General features: G+C 57.8%; 15 protein-coding genes and 1 pseudogene. 7 read left to right on the top strand and 9 right to left on the bottom strand.

Going from position 1 to position 20,670, the window contains the following annotated elements; translation table 11 throughout:
* Positions 1-191: 191 nt before the first annotated feature.
* Positions 192-380: pseudogene (locus PK28_RS21305) on the top strand (hypothetical protein); the annotation flags it as partial.
* On the opposite strand, the gene PK28_RS20855 reads toward PK28_RS21305, so the two are convergent.
* Positions 339-812 (bottom strand): hypothetical protein, encoded by a 474-nt coding sequence (locus PK28_RS20855; protein ID WP_044511854.1) that lies wholly within the window; start codon positions 810-812, stop codon positions 339-341. The pseudogene PK28_RS21305 and the gene PK28_RS20855 sit on opposite strands and share 42 nt — an antisense overlap.
* On the opposite strand from PK28_RS20855, the gene PK28_RS20850 reads away from it, so the two are divergent.
* Positions 802-1,290, top strand: a complete 489-nt coding sequence (locus PK28_RS20850; RefSeq protein ID WP_082016956.1) for a S41 family peptidase — start codon at positions 802-804, stop codon at positions 1,288-1,290. The two genes, PK28_RS20855 and PK28_RS20850, sit on opposite strands and share 11 nt — an antisense overlap.
* Before the next feature lie 60 nt (positions 1,291-1,350).
* Here the strand turns inward: PK28_RS20850 and PK28_RS19505 are convergent, their stop codons facing one another.
* The gene (locus PK28_RS19505) at positions 1,351-2,733 is read right to left on the bottom strand and encodes an OmpA family protein (RefSeq protein ID WP_052430517.1); all 1,383 of its coding nucleotides are present in this window, start codon (positions 2,731-2,733) and stop codon (positions 1,351-1,353) included.
* A gap of 135 nt (positions 2,734-2,868) precedes the next feature.
* Positions 2,869-3,663 (bottom strand): 3'-5' exonuclease, encoded by a 795-nt coding sequence (locus PK28_RS04505; RefSeq protein ID WP_197070476.1) that lies wholly within the window; start codon positions 3,661-3,663, stop codon positions 2,869-2,871.
* Positions 3,664-4,179: 516 nt separating this feature from the next.
* On the opposite strand from PK28_RS04505, the gene PK28_RS04500 reads away from it, so the two are divergent.
* Positions 4,180-6,021 carry a multicopper oxidase domain-containing protein gene (locus PK28_RS04500; RefSeq protein ID WP_231576218.1) on the top strand — a complete coding sequence of 614 codons (1,842 nt, stop codon included), beginning with the start codon at positions 4,180-4,182 and terminating at the stop codon, positions 6,019-6,021.
* Positions 6,022-6,380: 359 nt separating this feature from the next.
* On the opposite strand, the gene PK28_RS04495 is transcribed toward PK28_RS04500, so the two are convergent.
* The 6 genes from PK28_RS04495 to aspS all read right to left on the bottom strand — a co-directional run bounded on the left by PK28_RS04495 (position 6,381) and on the right by aspS (position 14,311).
* The gene (locus tag PK28_RS04495) at positions 6,381-7,031 is read right to left on the bottom strand and encodes a response regulator (RefSeq protein WP_044511850.1); all 651 of its coding nucleotides are present in this window, start codon (positions 7,029-7,031) and stop codon (positions 6,381-6,383) included.
* Positions 7,032-7,128: 97 nt separating this feature from the next.
* The gene (locus PK28_RS04490) at positions 7,129-10,212 is read right to left on the bottom strand and encodes a sensor histidine kinase (RefSeq protein ID WP_082016955.1); all 3,084 of its coding nucleotides are present in this window, start codon (positions 10,210-10,212) and stop codon (positions 7,129-7,131) included.
* 112 nt (positions 10,213-10,324) lie between these two features.
* Positions 10,325-10,981, bottom strand: a complete 657-nt coding sequence (locus PK28_RS18840) for an SdpI family protein (RefSeq protein WP_048825585.1) — start codon at positions 10,979-10,981, stop codon at positions 10,325-10,327.
* Between the two features lie 16 nt (positions 10,982-10,997).
* Entirely contained in the window at positions 10,998-11,252 is a 255-nt protein-coding gene (locus PK28_RS04480) for an autorepressor SdpR family transcription factor (RefSeq protein ID WP_044511843.1), read from the bottom strand.
* 78 nt (positions 11,253-11,330) lie between these two features.
* Positions 11,331-11,762, bottom strand: a complete 432-nt coding sequence (locus PK28_RS04475) for a hypothetical protein (RefSeq protein WP_156126238.1) — start codon at positions 11,760-11,762, stop codon at positions 11,331-11,333.
* 782 nt (positions 11,763-12,544) lie between these two features.
* Positions 12,545-14,311 carry an aspartate--tRNA ligase gene (gene aspS / locus PK28_RS04470; RefSeq protein WP_044516251.1) on the bottom strand — a complete coding sequence of 589 codons (1,767 nt, stop codon included), beginning with the start codon at positions 14,309-14,311 and terminating at the stop codon, positions 12,545-12,547.
* Between the two features lie 310 nt (positions 14,312-14,621).
* Between aspS and PK28_RS04465 the strand changes: the two genes are divergently transcribed.
* From PK28_RS04465 to PK28_RS04450, 4 genes are all read left to right on the top strand, one after another.
* The gene (locus PK28_RS04465) at positions 14,622-15,521 is read left to right on the top strand and encodes an ABC transporter ATP-binding protein (RefSeq protein WP_044511837.1); all 900 of its coding nucleotides are present in this window, start codon (positions 14,622-14,624) and stop codon (positions 15,519-15,521) included.
* A 129-nt stretch (positions 15,522-15,650) separates the two neighbouring features.
* The gene (locus PK28_RS04460) at positions 15,651-19,280 is read left to right on the top strand and encodes an ABC transporter permease/M1 family aminopeptidase (protein ID WP_044511834.1); all 3,630 of its coding nucleotides are present in this window, start codon (positions 15,651-15,653) and stop codon (positions 19,278-19,280) included.
* A 190-nt stretch (positions 19,281-19,470) separates the two neighbouring features.
* Positions 19,471-19,938: a T9SS type A sorting domain-containing protein gene (locus tag PK28_RS04455; RefSeq protein ID WP_044511832.1), complete on the top strand. Its 468-nt coding sequence runs from the start codon at positions 19,471-19,473 to the stop codon at positions 19,936-19,938.
* 156 nt (positions 19,939-20,094) lie between these two features.
* Complete coding sequence (locus PK28_RS04450) at positions 20,095-20,658, top strand: DcrB/PsbP domain-containing protein (protein ID WP_044511829.1); 564 nt, start codon at positions 20,095-20,097, stop codon at positions 20,656-20,658.
* The last annotated feature ends 12 nt before the right edge of the window (positions 20,659-20,670 follow it).

Here is a 20,670-nt window from a genome sequence, read left to right as displayed (position 1 = left end):
TTTTGCGTCTCCTCGCGGGCGAATCGTTCAACGCTAAGACGCAAAATATTGCGTCTCTACCTTCCAATGGCTTAAGAGAACAGCACAAAGGCTTCCAAAACATTCTTTTTACCCCGACATCCAACCTGCGCCCCTCCAAAAGCATCTACCTACTACACCCGACTGGCTCTGCTATACCACCACGCTGTTTTATGAGGTTGATTTCTACTCTGATCTGCCTGCTGCTTACAATTAGCAGCAGTTATTCCACTCGCGCGCAACCAGCCTCCCTTAGCCTCCCGGAACAAAATTTTGAGCAGTTCTGGCAGGCCTTTCGGGACAACTACGCTTTCTTTCCGCTAAAGAAAGTGGATTGGAATGCCTCCTATCAAATCTTCAGCCCCCGGGTTTCGGCCCAAACCACCGAAGAGGAGCTGGTAGCCGTGTTCGGAGAAATGCTGACGCCGCTGCGCGATGGGCACCTCACCATTTCGCGGGGCGAAACCATTCTGTTTAAGGGCGAAAGCGCCCGCAACACCTTCAAGCAAACGTTTAAGGCAGTGCAGCCGGAGTTCTGGCGCGTGGCCTACCAGCAGCTGCAAGCCGCCGGTTTTACCCCGGCAAAAGGCCTCGGCCCCAGTTTTAAGGGTAAGCAGGTGCTGTACACCAGCCGAAACTGCACCATCAGCTACCTGCACCTCACCCGCAACTTCGCCGATGTAACCGGCGCCATCGGTACCGAGGCTCAGGAGCTTAAAGACCACCGCAAGCTGGAAAAGCTGTTCAGCCGGGCGCTGCGGCAGCTGGCCGGTTGCCGGGTACCTGCGCGACAACGGCGGCGGGCACAGCGGCTACGAGCTGGCCGGGCACTTCCTCCGGGAGCGCCGCCTGGTGAACTACAAAGCCCTGCGCCAGCCTGGCGGTTACGAGCAGTTTGGCGCGGAACAGGCCTTCTACGTAAATCCGACAACCGGCCCGCGCTTTCTGGGCCTGCTGGTGGTCCTCACCAGCGACCAGACTGCCAGCGCTGCCGAAGACCTAACCATTTCGCTGGCCCGGCGCCCGCGCACCACGCTGGTGGGCACCGCCACCAAGGGCATGCTTTCCGATATGCACAGCATACGCCTGCCTAACGGCCTGGACGTTACCCTTTCGAACCAACGCTACACCACCCCCGACGGACAGCTGCTGGAAGACACAGGCGTGCAGCCCACCGTAGCCGTGAAAAACACGCTGGCCGAGCTGCAACAGCAGCGCGACGCGGTGCTGCAACGGGCACTTTCTGAAGCGCAGCAGTTACTTAAAAAGTAAAAAGAGTCGGCCCTTCTGCGTGCAGAAGGGCCGACTCTTTTTATGAGTCAGGTACAACGCTTATTTTTTCGTCACGCGCACGTCTACCCGGCGGTTCTGAGCGCGGCCTTCGGGGGTATCATTGGAGGCTATGGGGTGCTCCTGGCCGTAGCCCTCGGCCGCCACGCGGCCGGCGTCAATACCGTTATTCATCAGGGCTTTGCGGGCAGCGTTGGCCCGGTCGGCGCTGAGAGTCAGGTTCATATCAGCCTTACCAACATTATCAGTATAGCCGCCGAATTTGATGGCCGCGTTGGGGAAGGCCTTCAGTATGGCCGCCATGTTCTTCAGCTGCGCCTGCGATTCGGCCGTGAGCGTAGACTTGCCGGTGTTGAAATACACCCGGTCCAGGCTAAACCAGCCCTGCGTCTTGTCGTCGCTCACCGTCATGTTGGCGTCGTTGAGGAAGTTGTACAGGCGGGCTTCGGTGGAGTTGGCGCCTACGTTCAGTACGGTGCCATCTGACAGCTTGATTTCCGTGGTGGAGCCGGTATCATAGATGTAGTTGCCGGTAGCCTCATCGTAGCGCCCGGTAGCGGTAGTAGCGGGCGCCATCCGGGTGGTGGTATCCATAGGCGCTTCAGTTGTGGTTGTATCAACCGCGTCCGGCTCCCGGTTGCAGCCGCGCATAAAGTACCACAACGCGGCCAAAGCCAGCACGGCCAGCAGCAGCCAGGGCCAGCGGGAAGGCGTGGCGGCGCGCTCGGGCACGTACCCTGCCCCCCGGGCGGCATCCTGCGTGTTGTGGGCAGCGGCCGACATGGTATTGCCTACGTTGTGGGCAGCACCGGTTACGGCATTTCCTACACTGGCGGCAGTACCGGCAGCGCCCAGCCCCAGGCCGGCCAGCATATTCCCCAGCCCGCCGGGCAAGCGGCTTAACGCCCCGGCAATACTCCCACGCTGACTATTCAGGTAGGTACCGAAACCTGCTTCATCTAAATTATTCTGCGCGGCATGGCGGCCCATTAGGCCCAGCCCTACCGGCACCGCCATACTTAGCAGGCTATTAATAGAAGAACTTTTTACGCCGGCCTGCTGCCCTACCTGCTCTACCGCAGTGGTATAGTGGCTGCCTAATACGGAGCGCAACAATTCGGCTCCGCGGTTTAACAGGGCCCCATCAGTATCGGCTGTGGCGGTGCTGCCCCGGCTCATACCGCCCAGCAAGTCGCCCAGGTTACCCAGAATGCCGGTGCTGTGCGCCTGGCGAGCCATCCCAAATACCTCGGCTGCGCCGCCGGGCTGCTGGGCGCGACCAAACAGGGCCGCCAGAGCCAGGGGAATGACGCTACGCAAAGCTGTACCAATACTACTTTCACTTTCGCCCAGCGCAGTGCTGGTCTGGTGCACGGTGTCGCTGCTGAAATAATTTTCAACAAGCTCCAGTAAGTTCTGGCTCATGGCAGGCAGGATTTAGCGTGAAGAATCTCCCTGCTTACGTAGTCAAGCATCTACACGACTATATATAAGACTAATTATTAATGATTATATACAAATTTTATCTCTCGATTCATAAAAACGTCTGTGGGACACGCCTCAGACGCGGCGCATTACGGCTGCCACCTCATCAGCATATACTACGGCTTCATCCCCGAAGGGCTCATCGCCCCGGAATTTCTGCAACACGCGGGCCGTGGTGATAATATCCTTCTGGCAATAGTGTACGATACGGGGCAGGTCCTTCTCGTTGTAATACACCCGGGCTACATCGGCCCCGCTGATGTCGTCTTTGGGCGTGGGAATGCCAAACATGGCAGCCAGTAGGGCCAACGAGGTAAAGGATTTCCGGTCGCCGAACTTCCAGAGCTCCATGGTATCCAGGTGGTTGATTTCCCAGGGCTTTTTGCCGGCCACATCCAGCTGCGGCGGCAGCTGCAGGCCGTTGATCAGCAGACGCCGGCCCAGGTAGGGGAAGTCGAATTCCTTGCCGTTGTGGGCGCACAGCAGGTAATTGGGCTTGCGGGCCAGTAGGGCGGCAAAATCGCGCAGCATGGTTTTCTCGTCGTGGTCGGCGAAGCTTTTCACCCGGAAGCGCCACCGCTCTTCCTCTTTATCAAAAAAGAAGCAGCCCACGGAAATACACACCACTTTCCCAAACTCGGCATAAATGCCGGCCTGCTCAAACAAGGAAGACGGATGCAGGTGGTCGGGCATTTCCGTGACGTCGGCGGCGCTGGAGTGCCAGCCTTTTTCCCGGCGCAGGGCGTGGCACTTATGCTCCCACAATAGCCGCAGCATATCATTCAGCTCATCGTGGCAGCCTACGCAGGGCACGGTTTCAATATCGAGAACGAAGAGCTGATCAAGGGAAACTTTGTGCAGAATCTGCATAACGGGCGCGGCTAACGGTATTCGGATTCCGAAGATACTTTTTTTAGCAAGCTCCGCGGTAAAAACTCTGTCAAAACCAGCAGGCACCCCAGCCCATTTTCTATGCTGCAGCTCCCGGCAGCCCCGTTTTACTGCTGCATCCCGGCGGCACTCCCCATGCTAATGGACCTTCCTGGTCACACCAGTGAGCAGCTGCCAGGCCATAGCAATGATTTATGTCATTTCTTATATATATATAATTAAATATTTTAAATACATACTCCCTAACCGCACAGGAATCCCCTGTAGTTAACTGATGACGTGCTATGTGAAAAATTTAACCAGGTATGAAAAATGCAACCGCCACTCTATCCATCCACTCGCCGGAGGCTGCTCCTGCTGGTAGCCTTGCTATTTACCAGCATAGTGGGCCAGGGACAGGCTCTTCTCTCCCCGGCTTCAGTGCCCAAATTCGTTAACCCGCTACCCATTCCGGCAGTTATTAACGCAACCGGTGCAAACAGCCGACTCATAACCATGACCATTTCGCAGTTTCAGCAGGATCTGGGACTGGGGCTGAAAGACGAGGCGGGAAAGCCGGTGCTCACTACGGTGTGGGGCTACAACGGCCAGTATCCCGGCCCTACCCTGCTGGCGAAGAAAGGCCAGCCCGTATTGGTGAAATGGCTGAACCGGCTGGTGGATGCCCACGGGGCGCCACTTCCCCACTTACTGCCCATTGATAAAACCATTGACTGGGCCGCGCCATCTACGCCGGGCATCCCCATTGTTACGCACCTGCATGGGGGCCACACCGAATCTGCCAGCGACGGCCTCTCCCAGGCCTGGTACACGCCTTTTGGGCGCAGCAAAGGCCCGGCCTACCGCAAAGGCGAGCAGACTCCCTATTTCTACGATAACAGCCAGGAGGCCGCCACCCTCTGGTACCACGACCACGCGCAGGGCATCACCCGCCTGAATGTGTATGCGGGCCTGGCCGGCTTCTATCTGCTGACCGATAACGTGGAGCAGGGGCTGCAAAAAAGCAACAAGCTGCCGGCCAGCCCCTATGATATTGGCCTGGCCATACAGGACCGGATGTTTACCACCGATGGGCAGTTGTTTTACCCCTCAGAGCCGGAGGAGCCCGACCAACCGGCACCCAGCATTCTGCCCGAGTTTTTTGGGGATATTATGCTGGTGAACGGCAAGGCCTGGCCCCTGCTAAAAGTGGAGCCCCGCCAGTACCGCTTCCGGCTGCTGAATGGCTCCGACTCCCGCTTCTATAACCTGCAGCTGACGCGGGGCCTGAAGATGTGGCAAATCGGCTCCGACAATGGCCTGCTGCCGCAACCCGTAGAGCAGGGCCAGCTGTTGCTAGCGCCCGCCGAGCGGAAAGACGTCATCATTGACTTCTCGGCGGCAGAGCTGCAAGGCAAAACCATCATCCTCACCAACAATGCCGCCATCCCTTTCCCAAACGGCGACCCGGTAGAGGCCGATGATGCCCTGGCACAGATTATGGCTTTTAAAGTGTGTGTGCCGCTGAACCCGGCCTATCCGCGCACGCCGGTGCCCGCTACCCTGCGCGCTCCGCTGCCCAGTTTACCCGCGGCTACCAACGTCAGAAAGCTGATTCTGTATGAAGCCGAAGATGAATATGGCCGCCTGAAACCCATGCTGGGTACGATGGATGGCGGCGTGTTTATGTTTGAAGACCCGATTACTGAAAACCCGGCCATGAACAGCACGGAAATCTGGGAGATTTATAACCTGACGGAAGATGCCCACCCCATTCATTTGCACCTGGTGTCTTTCCGGGTACTCAGCTCCCAGGAATTCACGGGCACTATCAATCCGGAAAACGGCGCCCTCTCTCAGGTGCAGCTGCAAGGGCCGCTGAAGCGCCCGGAAAGCGGACAGGACGGCAGAAAAGATACCTACCCCATCCGGCCCGGCGAAGTAACCCGCCTGGTGGCCACCTTTGATAGACCCGGGCTATACGTGTGGCACTGCCATATTCTCTCCCACGAAGACCATGATATGATGCGCTCCTTCTATGTGGGGGCTATGCCGGGCGCACCGCAGGTGGGCAACCCGGCGCAGCCAGGCCCGGGCCGGAATGTAGCCTTCAGCTTCTTTCCCAACCCTTTCTCCACTTCGGCTACCCTGCACCTGAGCGTATCAGAACCGGCCTCCGTGGCCGTGCGCCTGTTTGCGCTGGGTGGCCGCCTGGTGCGGGAGGTACCGGCCCGCCAGCTGCCGGCCGGGCAGCACCAACTGGAGCTAAACGGCGCCGGGCTGGACAACGGCCTCTATGTGTGCGAGCTGAAAGTAAACGACCAGCTTTACCACAGCCGGCTGGTGCTGGCCCGGTAGCCCGGCCAGAAATCCGGCAGCCACCCCATGGGGCAGCATAGAAACGCCCGGCTCAGGACTCTCATCCTAAGCCGGGCGTTTAGGTGGAGTGCCCACCACTACCCGAGCCACTTACTGCATAAAGCTCTCCGTTTGCGGCCCTGCGACTAGGCCAGGGCGGGCTTATGCAGCATCCACAAGCCTAATAGCATAATGGAAATGGTAGTAGACGAGGAGGCTGTGGCTGGTCTCATAACATTGCCACCAACCCCGGAACCCTCCGTTACGACCCGGATTTGCCGGAGCCAGTGGTAAGGGTAAGTTGCAGTTCTTTCTCGGTTTTGTCAATCACATGAACATGTGATAAGCCGCTCCCCTTTTTAGGTCAGGCCCTGGCGCAGCGCCTTGCTGACGGCCTCCGTCATGGAGCGTACGTGCAGCTTTTCGTAGATTTTCTTGATGTGGGAGCGGACGGTATCCAGACTGATGCCCCGGTCGGCGGCAATCATTTTGTAGCTGTAACCCTCCACCAGCAACCCCAGAATCTCCTGCTCCCGGGCGCTCAGGTTGGCCGCCGACTCCTCGGCCACGGCGCGGGGCGGCACCCGGGGAAACAGCCGGAGCACCTGCCGGGCAATAGCAGGCGTCATGGGCGCGCCGCCGGCCCGCACCTCCCCAATGGCTTCCAGCAGCCGGGCCGGGGGTGTTTTCTTCAGCAAATATCCATCAGCCCCGGCACAGATGGCCTCAAACACCCGGTCGTTTTCATCAAACACGGTAAGCATGACCACATTTACCTCCGGCGTGGTGGCTTTAATGCGCCGCAGTCCCTCAATGCCGCTCATGCCGGGCATGTCAATATCCATCAAGACCACATCCGGCTGCAGGCGGAGCATATCGGCCCCGGCCTGGGTGCAGTTGCTCAGGGCGCCGGCCAGCTCCAGCCCCGGCGAGCCCGCCAGCAGCTGACTCAGGCTGGCGCGCAGGTCGGCGTTGTCTTCGTAAATCAGAACGCGGGTGGGCTTATCCATGGCAAAGGGAAGAGAACTGGCAGGCAGCTATTTTTTCTGAAGATACTGCACTGACGGCCACAGCGGCTTCACATAATCATGTGAGCGGCCAGCTGGTTTAGCTGTTTAAGGGCACGCTCAGCCGCAGCTCGGTGCCCTGACCGGGCGCCGTCCGGATTTCCAGCTTGCCATGCAGCGCCGCGGCGCGGGCCTGCATGTTGGCCAGACCATTGCCGCCACCCTGGGCGGGCGCCTGCAGGTCAAACCCCACGCCGTCGTCGCGCACAGTCAGGAGCAGGTGGTGGTGCTGGTGGTCGAGGTGAATGGTGGCGTGCCGACACCGGGCGTACTTAGCCAAGTTATTGATGGCTTCTTTGAAGAGCAGATAAAACTCCCGCCGGGCACGCATCTGCAGGCGCAGTCCCTGCACCTCGGGCGTTGCAGTAAAGGAGAAGTCGAGGCCCCGGGCTTCCAGCACCTCGGAGGCAAAAATGCGCATGCGGGTGGTTACGGCCTCCATGGTATCGTGAGCGGGGTTAATGGCCCACACAATGTCATCCATGGAATCCAGCATCCGGCGCGAGCTGTCCCCAATCTGGTCCAGCAGGGCGGCGGCCTGGTCCGGGCGGTTTTCGTGCTGGTGGTTGCGGGCCAGCTGGCTAAGAATGGAAATACTGCTGAGCGTGGAGCCCATGTCGTCGTGCAGGTCGCGGGCAATGTGGTGGCGTACCCGCTCCAGGGCCAGCAGCTGCCGCACCCGCATGCGGTACAGGAGAAACAACACCGCCAACGCGGCCCAACTGGCCAGCACCCGAAACCACCACGTTTGGTACCACGGGGGCGTCACCATAATTTTCAGCTGGGCCCCCTGCTGGTTCCAGACCCCGTCATTATTAGCGGCGCGCACCTGAAAGGTATAGGTGCCGGGGTCCAGGTTGGTGTAGGTAGCCTCCTGGCGGGCGCCGGCCTCTACCCACTTTTCATCGAAACCATGCAGCCGGTATTCAAATCTGTTTTTGGCGGGCAGCTGATAGTTTAAGGCTGCAAACCCGATGGAGAAAAAGTTGTCGCGCGGGCCCAGACGCAGGGTGCGCCGCTCGGTAATGCTGGTATCCAAGGGCACGGGCCGATTGAACTTTCGAAAATCGGTGAGCACCACCGGCGGGGCTATCGTATTGGCCGGCACCGTGGCGGGCCGGAAGCTCACCAACCCGTTGCTGCCGCCAAAATACAGCTGCCCATCAGCCCCCCGCAGGCAGGAGCCAGCGTTGAACTCATCCTGCAGCAGCCCGTCGCGGGTATCGAAGGTGCGGAAGCGTTGTGTGGCGGGGGTAAAACAGGCAATACCCAGGTTGGTGGATAGCCAGAGGTTGCCCCGCTCATCCTCCAGCATACCATACACCACATCATTAGGCAGGCCCTGCGGCTCCCGGAAAGTGGTGAAGAGGCCTTTCGCCGGATCATCCAGCCGGTTGAGGCCACCGCCTTCGGTTCCAATCCATAAGGTGCCCCGGCGGTCCTGGAGTATGCAGCGCACAAAGTTGCTGCTCAGGCTACGGGGGTTCCCGGGAATGTTACGGTAAGGCCGGCACCGGCCGGTGGCGGCATCCAACAGCACCAGTCCGCCGCCACCGGTGCCCACCCACAGGCGCCGCTGGCGGTCCTGGTATGCCAGGCGCACGTAGTTGGTACCCAGGCTGGTGGCGGGCTGCCGGGGGTTATGGCGAAAAATGGTGCAGTGGCCGGTAGCGGGGTCCAGCAGGTTCAGGCCGCCTTCGGTGCTCACCCAGAGGCGGCCATTGTTGGCGCGGCTAATAGCCCGCACCGCATTATCACTCAGGCTTTGCGGGTTGGCAGGCTGGTGGCGAAAGTGCGTGATGCTGCCGGTGGCGGGGTTCAGGCAGTCGAGGCCGCTGCGCTGGGTGCCAATCCAGAGGCGGCCTTCAGCATCAAAACACAGCGCCCGCACAAAATCCTCGCTCAGGCTTTGTGGCCGCCCGGCGTTGTGCCGGTAGGCTTGCCGCTGGCCGGTGACCGGGTTATAACAGATTACGCCCTGCGTTTCGGTACCGGCCCAGAGGCGGCGCTGGGCGTCTTCGGCCACTGCCCAAACGGGCTCAGGGCCTGCGGTAACCGGCACCGTTACAAAGGCGTTGGGCCGGGGTGCAAATGAGCTGACTCCGGCATCAGTACCCACCCACAGCAACCCATTCCGGTCCTGAAACAGCGCCTGCACCGTATTATTGGGCAGGGAGTAGTTATTGCCAGGGCGTTGCTGATAAACGGTAAAATCATTGGTGGTCCGGTTCAGCAGATGCAGCCCTTCGGTAGTGCCCACCCACAGGCGCTCCTGCGGGTCTTCAATGAGGGCCCTTACCTCATTGCTGCGCAGGCTGCGGGAGTTTCCGGGTTCAAACCGCCAGGTGGTCATGGGCTGGTTGCCGGTGAGGGAAACGCGGCGCAGGCCGTTGGCTTCGGTGCCAATCCAGAGCATTCCGGCCCGGTCGGGGTGCAGGGCGGTAATGGAAGAGGCTGATGACCATTCCGGATAGGCCACTAACTCCTGTTTTTGCAGATCCAAATGGCACACCTGCCCTGCCCCGGTGCCTACCCAAAGCCGGCCCCGGGCATCCTGCCCAATAGCCCGAATAGAGTTGATACGCGGGTTAGTAGAGGCACTACCTGAATGGGTAAACAGCTGAAAGCGCCCGGTTTTGGGATTATAGCGGTGCAGGCCGCCCTCGGTGCCGGCCCATATCGAGCCCGATCTGTCGCAGAAAACGGTGCGCACAAAGTCATCCGTGAGCGTGCCGGGCTGGCCTTCCTGGTGCTTGAAAGCCCGAAATTTACCGGTTATGGGGTCGTAGCGGTTGAGGCCTCCCCCGCCGGTGCCAATCCAGAGGCCACCCCGGGCATCCACGGCCAGGGCCAGAATGAAGTTGCTGCTTAGGCTACCTATATGTTGCGGGTCGTTGCGGAATACTTTGAAGGTGCTGCCGTCGTAGCGGTTCAGGCCGTCCTGGGTGCCCAGCCATAGAAAGCCACGCTGGTCCTGGGCCAGGCAGTACACGCTGTTTTCTGACAGGCCCTGCGCCGCGGTGAGGGAGCGGAATGTGAACGGCATGGCGGTTTGGGCAGCCGAGATGCCTGCCCACAATACCAGGAAAGGCAGAAAGAAAGCGGGTAGCAAGCTACGATTCATGCTGATATGGCGAGCCTGCCCGCATGGCCGGGCGGGCTCGCCAAAGCTAGCAAAATAGGCGACTGACGCTACTCCTGTCCGCCAAGGCTTTCCTTCTCTGCCTGGCGGCGCCTTAGGCGGCTTTACTTACTTGTTGGTACAGGTAGTAAGAATAGCCATAAACCACTACTACTGTTGCCAGCACTCCGGCAATTAACACCCCCGTAGCCAACGGCGCCGACCATACCACGGCCAGCAGCGCGCTAAGCAAGCCGGTGGCAAAAAATAGCCAGCCGCCCACCCGATGGACACGGGCCCAGATCAAAGGAAACTCCAGGGCCCACGGCGTTTTAAAGCCCATAAAATAGTTGGGCGGCACGGTGGTCAGGTAGTTACCTATCAGCATAAAGAATAGCCCCATCAGAATGGCCATACCCTCCCCTGCTTTTACCAGCGGATGGACCGCCAGATACAAAGAGTAAACAAGCAAGCCACTCACCAAACCCACCAGGGCCAGCATCAGCTTCTGGTAATTGGCGCTGCCCGCGTTTAGGCGCTGCTTAGGGTCGAGGCGCGGGGCAAACCAGAGCAGCAGGTAGATACTAAGCGGCACCAGCGTGCATAGCAGCCACATGTTTTCTTTATTGGTAAAGCCATTGGCATTGCCGCCCGTATCAAAGTGCGTGGGCACATGGGCCGGCAGGCTGGGCCAGGTATAAAACAAGTAGAGCGAAGGCAGCAGCACGAGCAGCAGCGTAAACAAGCTCCAGATAGAAAAGGCAGATTTCATGGGATGTGGAATAGCACTATGATTTGAACTGCAGCAGCCAGCCCAGCAGCTCATCCATCACCGTCATATTTAGGGTGTAGCGGATAAACTGGCCCTGCTTTTCGCTACTCACCAAATCGGCTTGGCGCAGCAAATCGAGGTGGTGACTGATGGTAGGCTTCGAGAACTGGAAGTAGTCGGCTATTTCCCCGGCCGTGCGCGGCTGTTCGCTCAGCAGCTCCAGAATGGCGCGGCGCGTGGGGTCGTTGAGGGCTTTGAAGAGTGCGTTCAAGATTGATTAGTTATTTAGGCAAATATCTAAATATATTTCACATAAGCAAGAGTCCTACGGAATTTTGCTTCGCCTTATCTATCTGCTTTTGTAATCTGAGGTGGCCTTCAGGCTCTGGATGAAGTCGGCCTCCTTTGCAACAGGATAAACCCTGAAAGGCGCTGGTGATGCCGCATTCACGATTGACAGCAGCGCTACCAGTTCGGGCACGTAGTTATTATTCCAGAATAGCTCGGTCATTCTTCCGGCTTTTGTTACCGTTACTTCTGCCTGAAACCCATCATCCGCTGCCACATTATTGCTTCGTAAAGCCAACGAGTCTGGATTAGCACGGCGTAGAATTCGCCGAAACGCCCGGGCCTGTTGTGCACTTATACCCTTGCTGCCGATGCGGATAGGTGCAGCTTCCGGGCTATAAGCTGTTTTGTATAGCACCACCCCACGCTCATTCAATACATAGGTAATCCGGTAGACGTCTACCGTATAAGGCATTGGGCGCGCGAGTTTCACGGAATCTAAGCTGTATTCACGCCAGCTGTATTCCCGGTGTGGTAAGGTAAACTTGATTTCGAGTGGGTGCTCCTGCCGTTTTCTAGCGCTAGCGCAGGAACAAAGAAAAAGTAAAGTAAGCAGGCAGAATCTGGGTTGCATATCTGCGACTTGAATAACGTAATAGTCAGTTGATTTGCAAATCAAATGATTTACTCCGCTTTCAAATACAACACTACTTATTGTTCTTCTATAGTATTTATAAAACTACAATTCATTTAGAGTTGATGTTGAGCGAATCCAATAGTTGCACCAGTTCAGCCTTACTAATATCTAAATACTCTAGTTCCACACCACCTATTAATTTTTGTTTAGCTGGACTATCATAAAAGAAAATCCAATAAGTTGATGTTCAACCTTTTGTTACCTTTTCTATTACGGTGAATATCTTTTTCCACTCAATAAAAGAATGCTTTTTAGTCCATATCCCATCTACTCCAATCTTCAATTGAGGTGTATGAAGACGAAGTATTGGAAGAATTACTGGAGCGACGGCAACAGCATATAACAGACACAGAATTAACAATGCAATTCCAAAATTTGATGATTTTATTTCATTACTATTCAAAGTAAAAAATATTGGTATTACTAGTAACGGAACAACGATACTCTTCAATAGCTTCCACTTTGAATAATAAACCACTCTGAACCATTTTTTAGATTCAGAGTGGTTTATTATTTCACTGCGAAGAGTCTCCATATTGATTTAACAAATTATATAGACGGCCTTCACAAAAAAATATTTAATTCTTTATCGCCACATCCGTCTTTATCCTCAGCTCCTTCAATTGAGCACCAGAAATCTGCGAGGGCGAATCAATCATGACGTCGCGGCCGGAGTTGTTTTTGGGGAAGGCAATGAAGTCCCGGATGGAATCGGCGCCGCCGAAGAGCGAGCAGAGGCGGTCGAAGCCGAAGGCAATGCCGCCGTGGGGCGGCGCGCCGTACTCAAAGGCATCGAGCAGGAAGCCGAACTGCGCTTTAGCCTCCTCATCGGAGAAGCCCAGCAGCGAGAACATGCGGGCCTGCACGGCGCGGTCGTGAATACGGATGGAGCCGCCACCTACTTCTACGCCGTTAATAACCATGTCGTAGGCGTTGGCGCGTACTTCCCCAATGGTTTCGGGGTTATCGAGCAGCGCAATGTCCTCGGGCTTGGGCGAGGTGAAGGGATGGTGCATGGCGAAGTAGCGGCCTTCCTCCTCCAGATATTCCAGCAGCGGAAAATCGACTACCCACAGGGCGGAGAAAGTATCTTTATCGCGCAGGCCCATGCGCTGGCCCATCTCCAGGCGCAGCTCGCTCAGAGCCTTACGGGTTTTGGTAGGCTCGCCGGCCAGAATCAGCAACAGGTCGCCGGGGTTGGCATTGAAGGCGGCCTTCCACTTCTGCAGCTCTTCCTGAGAGTAGAACTTGTCTACGGAGGATTTCACCAGGCCATCGGGCTCTACGCGGGCGTACACCAGGCCGGTGGCCCCCACCTGCGGGCGCTTCACGAAATCGGTGAGCTCATCCAACTGCTTGCGGGTGTACACAGCGGAGTTAATGGCGTTGATGCCTACTACCAGACCGGCATTATCGAACACGGGGAAGCCCTGGCCTTTTACTAGGTCGTTCAGCTCCACAAACTTCATTTCGAAGCGGGTGTCAGGCTTGTCGTTGCCGTAGTAGCGCATGGCATCGGCGTAGGTCATGCGGGGCAGGGTGCCAATATCGAGGCCCTTCACTTCCTGAAACAGGTATTGTACCAGCCCTTCAAACGTGTTGAGGATGTCTTCCTGCTCCACAAAGGACATTTCGCAGTCAATCTGCGTGAACTCGGGCTGGCGGTCGGCGCGCAGGTCTTCGTCGCGGAAGCACTTCACAATCTGGAAGTAGCGGTCGAAGCCCGAAACCATCAGCAGCTGCTTAAACGTCTGGGGCGACTGCGGCAGGGCGTAAAACTCGCCTGGGTTCATGCGGGAAGGCACCACGAAGTCGCGGGCGCCTTCCGGCGTGCTTTTGATGAGCACGGGGGTTTCCACTTCGATGAACTCCTGGCCATCGAGGTAGCGGCGGGTGGCCTGGGCCACGCGGTGGCGCAGCATCAGGTTCTGGCGCACGGGGTTGCGGCGCAGGTCCAGGTAGCGGTATTTCATCCGCAGGTCGTCGCCGCCGTCGGTTTCGTCCTCAATCAGGAAAGGCGGCAGCTTAGCGGGGTTCAGCACCTCCAGCTGCTCCACCCGGATTTCAATGGCCCCGGTGGGCATTTTGTCGTTTTTGGAGTAGCGCTCGGCCACTTTGCCCGTCACGCAAATCACGAACTCGCGGCCCAGCTCGCGGCCTTTGGCGCGGATTTCTTCGGTCTCCACGCCTTCTTCCAAGGCCAGCTGGGTGAGGCCGTACCGGTCGCGCAGCACAATCCAGAAAATACCGCCAGCGTCGCGGGTGCGCTGTACCCAGCCACAGAGCGTAACGGTTTGGCCAATATGGTCGGGGCGAAGTTCGCCGCAGGTGTGCGTACGGAGCATAACAGAGATATTCAGATGAAAAGAGCCGGCGGCCCGCCGCAAAGATAGAAGACCGGGGCGGGCGCACCACACCCCGGCTGGCAAGCGGCCACATTTTACCCCGCGCCGGGTCCTGCGCCCCTGTGCTGGCCGATGTTGTAGTTATTCTGAGAAGAAATAGGTGAAATAGCGGAGAAAAAGCCGCCGAAGGCATATACAATTCCCTATGTTTGTCGGGAACTCCCACAAGCCTAGCCCATTACTGGCTGCAACCTATTACCAGTTCCTCGTCTCCTTCTCCCGCTTCACAACCTTAACACTTTCCCAAGCTATGGAACTGGTTATCGACCACCTCTCCAAAACATACCCCAACGGCACTAAGGCCCTCAACAATGTTTCCCTACGCATTGAGCCGGGTATGTTTGGCCTGCTGGGCCCCAACGGCGCGGGGAAATCCTCGTTGATGCGCACCATTTCCACCTTGCAGGAGGCCGATGCCGGCAGCATTCAGCTGGGCGATATTGACGTACTGCAGCAGCCCGAGAAAGTGCGGCAGGTGCTGGGCTATCTGCCCCAGGAGTTTGGCGTGTACCCCAAAGTAACGGCGGCCGAACTGCTGGAGCACTTTGCCGTGCTCAAAGGCATCAGCAATAAAGGTGAGCGGCGGCAAGTGGTAGATGCCCTGCTGCACCAGACCAACCTCTATAATGTGCGCAACAAGAACCTGGGCGGCTATTCCGGCGGCATGAAGCAGCGTTTCGGCATTGCGCAGGCCCTGCTCGGCAACCCCCGGCTTATCATTGTGGATGAGCCCACGGCCGGCCTCGACCCTACCGAGCGCAACCGCTTCCACAACCTGCTGGCGGAAATTGGCGAGGACCGCATTGTGATTCTGAGCACCCACATTGTGTCCGATGTATCGGACCTGTGCCGGCAGTTTGCCATCATCAACAAAGGGCAGGTACTGTATACCGGCGACCCGCTGCAGGCCATTGAGGAAATGCGCAACCAGATCTGGCGGCGCACCATCCGCAAGGATGAGCTAACGGCCTATCAGCAGCAGTTTTCGGTGATTTCCTCGCGTCTGTTTGCGGGCCAGACCATTATTCACGTGCACAGCCTGGCCCAGCCCGGCAACGGTTTTGAATCGGTAGAGCCCACCCTGGAAGACGTGTACTTTGCCCGCATTCACGCGGCCGAAAGCGTGGCTTCGGAAGCACTGAAAGGCTAAAAAGACACTAGTAAGACCGGCATGCAGAGGCGGAGCCGAAGCATCTCGCTAGTGTGGTAAATAGTTTGGCAACATCAGCACGCGAGATCCTTCGGCTTCGCCTCTGCATGACCCTGAATACTCCAACCCATGTTCCTGGAAATCTTCCTGTTTGAAATCCGTTACCGCCTGAAACGGCCGGCAACCTATATCTACTTTTTTCTGATGGCCCTGATGGGCTTCCTATTCATGCTGGCGGTGGGCGGCGTGTTTGGGGCTAATGTGACCATTGGCGGTGCGGGCGGCAAAGTGCTGGCCAACTCCGCTTACCAGGTAAACACCATTCTCACGGTGCTCAGCCTGTTTGGCGTGTTCATCACCTCCTCCATGATGGGTACCCCGGTGTACCGGGACTTCGACCACCGCACCCACTCCCTGTACTACACGGCGCCCATCAGCAAGGCCGGCTACCTGGGCGGGCGCTTTCTGGGCTCGTTTATCGTAACGGTGGCCATATTTCTGGGTGGGGCATTGGGCACCTGGCTGGCTACCTACTGGCCTACCATGCTGGCTGATAAGCTGGGTCCCAATATGCTGGCGGCCTACCTATATCCTTACCTGCAGATTGTGATTCCCAACCTGTTTCTGACGGGCGCCATCTTCTTCACGGCCGCTACGCTTACCCGCTCGGCGCTGGCTATTTACCTGGGTGGCGTGCTGTTTCTGGTGTTGTATTCCATCAGCGGCAGCCTGCAGCAGGATATGGACAATGAAACCCTGCGCAGCCTCCTCGACCCCCTGGGCGGTGCCGCCATCGACCTGACCCAGCGCTACTGGACGGTGGCCGAGCGCAACACCCTGCTGCTGCCCTGGAGCACTTACCTCCTGCAAAACCGGCTGCTCTGGATGAGCGTGGGCGTACTGACGCTGGTGGCCTGCTACGTTTTCTTCCGCTTTTCCTTCGCCAACAAAGCCGACTCCGGCCCCCGTCCCAAAGCGGGCGAAGCCCTGGGTGTGGCCGCCCGGCCTACGCAGCTCACGCTGCCCCAAATACAGCCTCAGTTCACGCCCGGCCTAGCCTGGGCGCAGCTGGGCCGCCTGGTGCGACTGGAGTTCTTCAGCACCATCCGCAGCGTGTACTTTATGGGCATTGTGGGCGCTGGCGTGCTGTTTCTGCTGATATCGGGCATGCAGGTGGGCAAAATGTATGGCACCAATACCTTCCCGGTTACGCCCGTGGTGGTGCAGCTGCTGGCCGGCACGTTTGCCCTGTTTCAACTCATCATTATTACTTTCTACGCCGGCGAGCTGGTGTGGCGTGAGCGGGATTCCAACGTGCACCAGATTTACGATGCCATGCCCATGCCCAGCTGGGTGCCGTTTGTGGCTAAACTGGGCGCCCTCATGCTCATTCAGGTGGTGCTGCTGGCCGTGGTCATGGTGTGCGGCCTGCTGCTGCAGACCTTTAAAGGCTATTTCAACTACGAGCTGGATGTGTACCTGAAAGAGCTGTTCGGCTTCCGGCTGGTTGGCATGCTGATGCTGTGCGTGCTGGCTATGCTGGTGCAGGTGCTGGCCAACAACAAGTACCTGGGGCACTTCATTATGATACTCTATTATGCCTTCAGCCTGTTCCAGAGCACGCTGGGGCTGGAGCATAACCTGTATACGTTTAACTCCGCCCCGGGCACGCCCTATTCAGCCATGAACGGCTATGGGCATTTTGTGCTGCCCTTCCTCACGTTTAAAGTGTACTGGGCCATGTTTGCCGTGCTGCTGGCCCTGGCCAGCTCCCTGCTCTGGCCCCGTGGCACCGAAACCCGCTTCTCGTGGCGCTGGCAGCAGGTGCGCGCCAACTTCTCGCCGGCCCTGCGCGTGGTAGCGGGCGTGGCATTCCTGGCCTTTGCGGGCCTGGGCGCTTACATTTTCTACAATACCAACGTGCTTAATACCTACCGCACGTCTAAGCAACAGGAGGAGCTCTCGGCCCGCTACGAGAAAACGTACAAGCGCTTTGCAAGCCGCCCCCAGCCGCGCATTGTGGCGGTTAATATTCAGGCCGATTTATACCCGCAGGAGCGTGACATCCGCTTCCGGGGCTCCTACTGGCTGCTGAACCGCTCCGGCCAGCCCATCGACTCGGTGCACCTCGTCAGCAACGCCGACGCCCAGGTAAAACAGCTGGCCCTTGGCCGCGCGGGCAAGGAAGTGCTGCACGACCAGATTGGCGACGTGGACTACCGCATTGTGCGCCTGGCCCAGGCCCTGCAGCCCGGCGACTCCGTGCAGCTCAACTTCGACCTAAGCTACACCAACCCGGGGTTCAAGAACGAGGAGCTCAGCACCAGCGTAGTGTACAATGGCACCTTCGTGAATAACTCCCAGATGCTACCGCACATTGGCTATCAGGAAGCCGTGGAGCTGAGCTCCGATGATACCCGCAAGGAGCAGGGACTGCAACCCAAGGCCCGCATGGCCGGGGTAAACGACTCGCTGGCGCGCATGAACACCTACATCGGCAACGACGGGGACTGGATTCGATTCGAAGCCACCGTGAGCACCACCCCCGACCAGATTGCCATTGCCCCGGGCTACCTGCAGAAGGAATGGACGAAAGATGGCCGCCGCTATTTCCACTACAAAATGGATGCGCCCATTCTCAACTTCTACTCCTTCCTCTCGGCGCGCTACGCCGTGTACAAAGACCAGTGGCAGAATATTCCCATTGAAATCTACTACCAGCCGGGCCACGAGTATAACCTGAAGCGCATGGCTACGGGCGTGAAAAAGGGCCTGGAGTACTACACCGCGCACTTTGGCCCCTATCAGCACCGGCAGGTACGTATTCTGGAATTTCCCGGCTACAGCTCTTTCGCCCAGAGCTTCCCCAACACTATTCCCTTCTCCGAGAGCATTGGCTTCATTGCCGAGGTAGACTCCACCGACCCCAAGGACATTGACTACCCGCTCTATATAACGGCGCACGAGGTGGCCCACCAGTGGTTTGCCCACCAGATTATTGGCGGCAACGTGCAGGGCGGCACGCTCATGTCGGAAACCCTGAGCCAGTATGGCGCCCTCATGGTGATGAAGCACCTGTACGGCGAGGAGAAAATGAAGAAGTTTCTGCGCTTTGAGCTGAACTCCTACCTCACGGGCCGCACCACGGAGCGCAAGAAGGAAGTGCCCCTGTACCTGGTAGAAAACCAGCCCTACATCCACTACCGCAAAGGCTCCCTGGTAATGTATGCCCTGCAGGATTATGTGGGCGAAGCCGCCGTGAATGCGGCTATTAAGGAGTACCGCGACAAAGTGGCCTACCAGCGCGCCCCATTCACCAACTCCGTAGAGTTTGTGGGCTACCTGCGCAAGCACACGCCCGATTCGTTGCAATACCTGGTCACGGACCTGTTTGAGCGCATCACGCTTTATGAGAACAAGGTAGACTCGGCCACGTACCGCCAGCTGCCCAACGGCCAGTACCGCGTACAGTTCACCGTAGATACCAAAAAGCTCTACGCCGACTCCCTGGGCAATGAAACGGCCGACCTGAAGTCTCGTGACCTGATTGATGTGGGTGTGCTGGGCCGCAAAAAAGTGAAGGGCAAGTGGCTGGATGTACCCCTCATGGTGCAAAAACAGCGCCTCAAGCCCGGTCGCAACCGTTTGGAGTTCACCGTGCCCCAGAAACCGGAGCGCGTGGGCATCGACCCCTTTAATAAGCTGGTAGACCGCAACCCCGATGACAACGTGAAAGCGCCCACCGAGAAAAAGGTATAAACCCAAAATGTGAACCTGTAAGAAAGCCCAGTCGTTACGGACTGGGCTTTCCTGTTGTAAGCACGCTTTACTATACTTAGCCTAAATATTAGCGTATATCCTTCCAGGGGGCTTTTTTCAAGTTTGGCCCGACTTCTGCAAAGACCTATGTACGGGCGGTTGCCCGCTTCCTTAGCCTTCTCTACTTACTATGAAACGTTTCGCACTTCTTGCTCTCGCTACCGCTCTTAGCTTCTCTGCCGCGCAGGCCCAGACTAAAATTAAAACCAAGGCCAAGGACGAAGATGCTTCCGTGAAATCGAAGAGCTCCGGCAATGATTCCGTGGTGCTCAGCGGGCCAATTCGGCGGGTAGAAACCCTCTCCGGCATTGATGTGTACCCCAACGCGGGCACCAATACCATTCTGCTCAGCTTTACGCAGCAGTTCACGGTGCCTGGCACGCTGGTGATGACCAACTACAAAAACGAGCCGATTTACACTACCCCGCTGGACCCCGCCAACAACACCGGCCAGCCCGTAGACCTGGGCCGCATTCCGGCCGGCACCTACCTGGTAGAGGCCAAAACCGGCAACTATGTGTACTGGAAGAAGGTGCGCATTAAATACCCCACGGTGGCCAGCTCCAGCAATACCAAAAAGAAAAAGCACCGCCGCTAACCGGCTTCTACTACCGATTTTTCAGCCTCCGCAGCCAGCCTGGTTGCGGAGGCTTTTCTTTAGAAGGGCGCACGCCAGCGCCTGTTTTTCCCGTTTTTCTCTCAGATTGCAGCGCCAAAGCGCTTAGCCGCCCGGCCTCTTCCTTTCTTCTGCCTCATGAAAATTCGCCTTTTTTCGTCTCTGTTCCTGGTTTTTTTGCTGGCGCTGACCGCTGTAGCCGGCCCGCGTCCTAAGCTCAAGAAAACCTCAGTAAACAACCGCATCAGCCTGGGCGTGCCCGTGGGCTTTATTCCGCTGCCCGATGAAGGCATTGCCGCCAAGTTTCCGGCCCCGCGCAAGCCCCTGGCCGTGTTCAGCGACCCCAGCGGCCGTACCGATCTGAGCGTGGCTCAAAAGCAGACGCCCTTCACCAGCCAAGACTACGGCCTGCTGCTGAAAATCTACAAGGCCAGCATTCAGAATATGTACACCAAGGTGGAGTTTCTGGCCGAGGATATCCGCACTATTAACAAGCGTGATTTTGTGGTGCTGGAATTCGTGTCCACCCTCGCCGACACGCGCCGCAACGGCAACCTGGCCCCCATCCGGCGCTACCAAATGGTGCAGTATGCCATCGACGGCGACCAGCTGACGGTCTTCACCTTCACGGCCCCGGCCGATGATCAGCCCAAATGGCAGCCCACGGCGCAAGCCATTATGCAGAGCATTTCCATGAAATAGCTGATGATTGAT

This window comes from Hymenobacter sp. DG25B, assembly GCF_000801315.1.
Classification (GTDB): Bacteria; Bacteroidota; Bacteroidia; order Cytophagales; family Hymenobacteraceae; genus Hymenobacter.
Note: the sequence above shows the minus strand (reverse complement) of the source record. Positions and strands in the feature narration are given on the sequence as shown.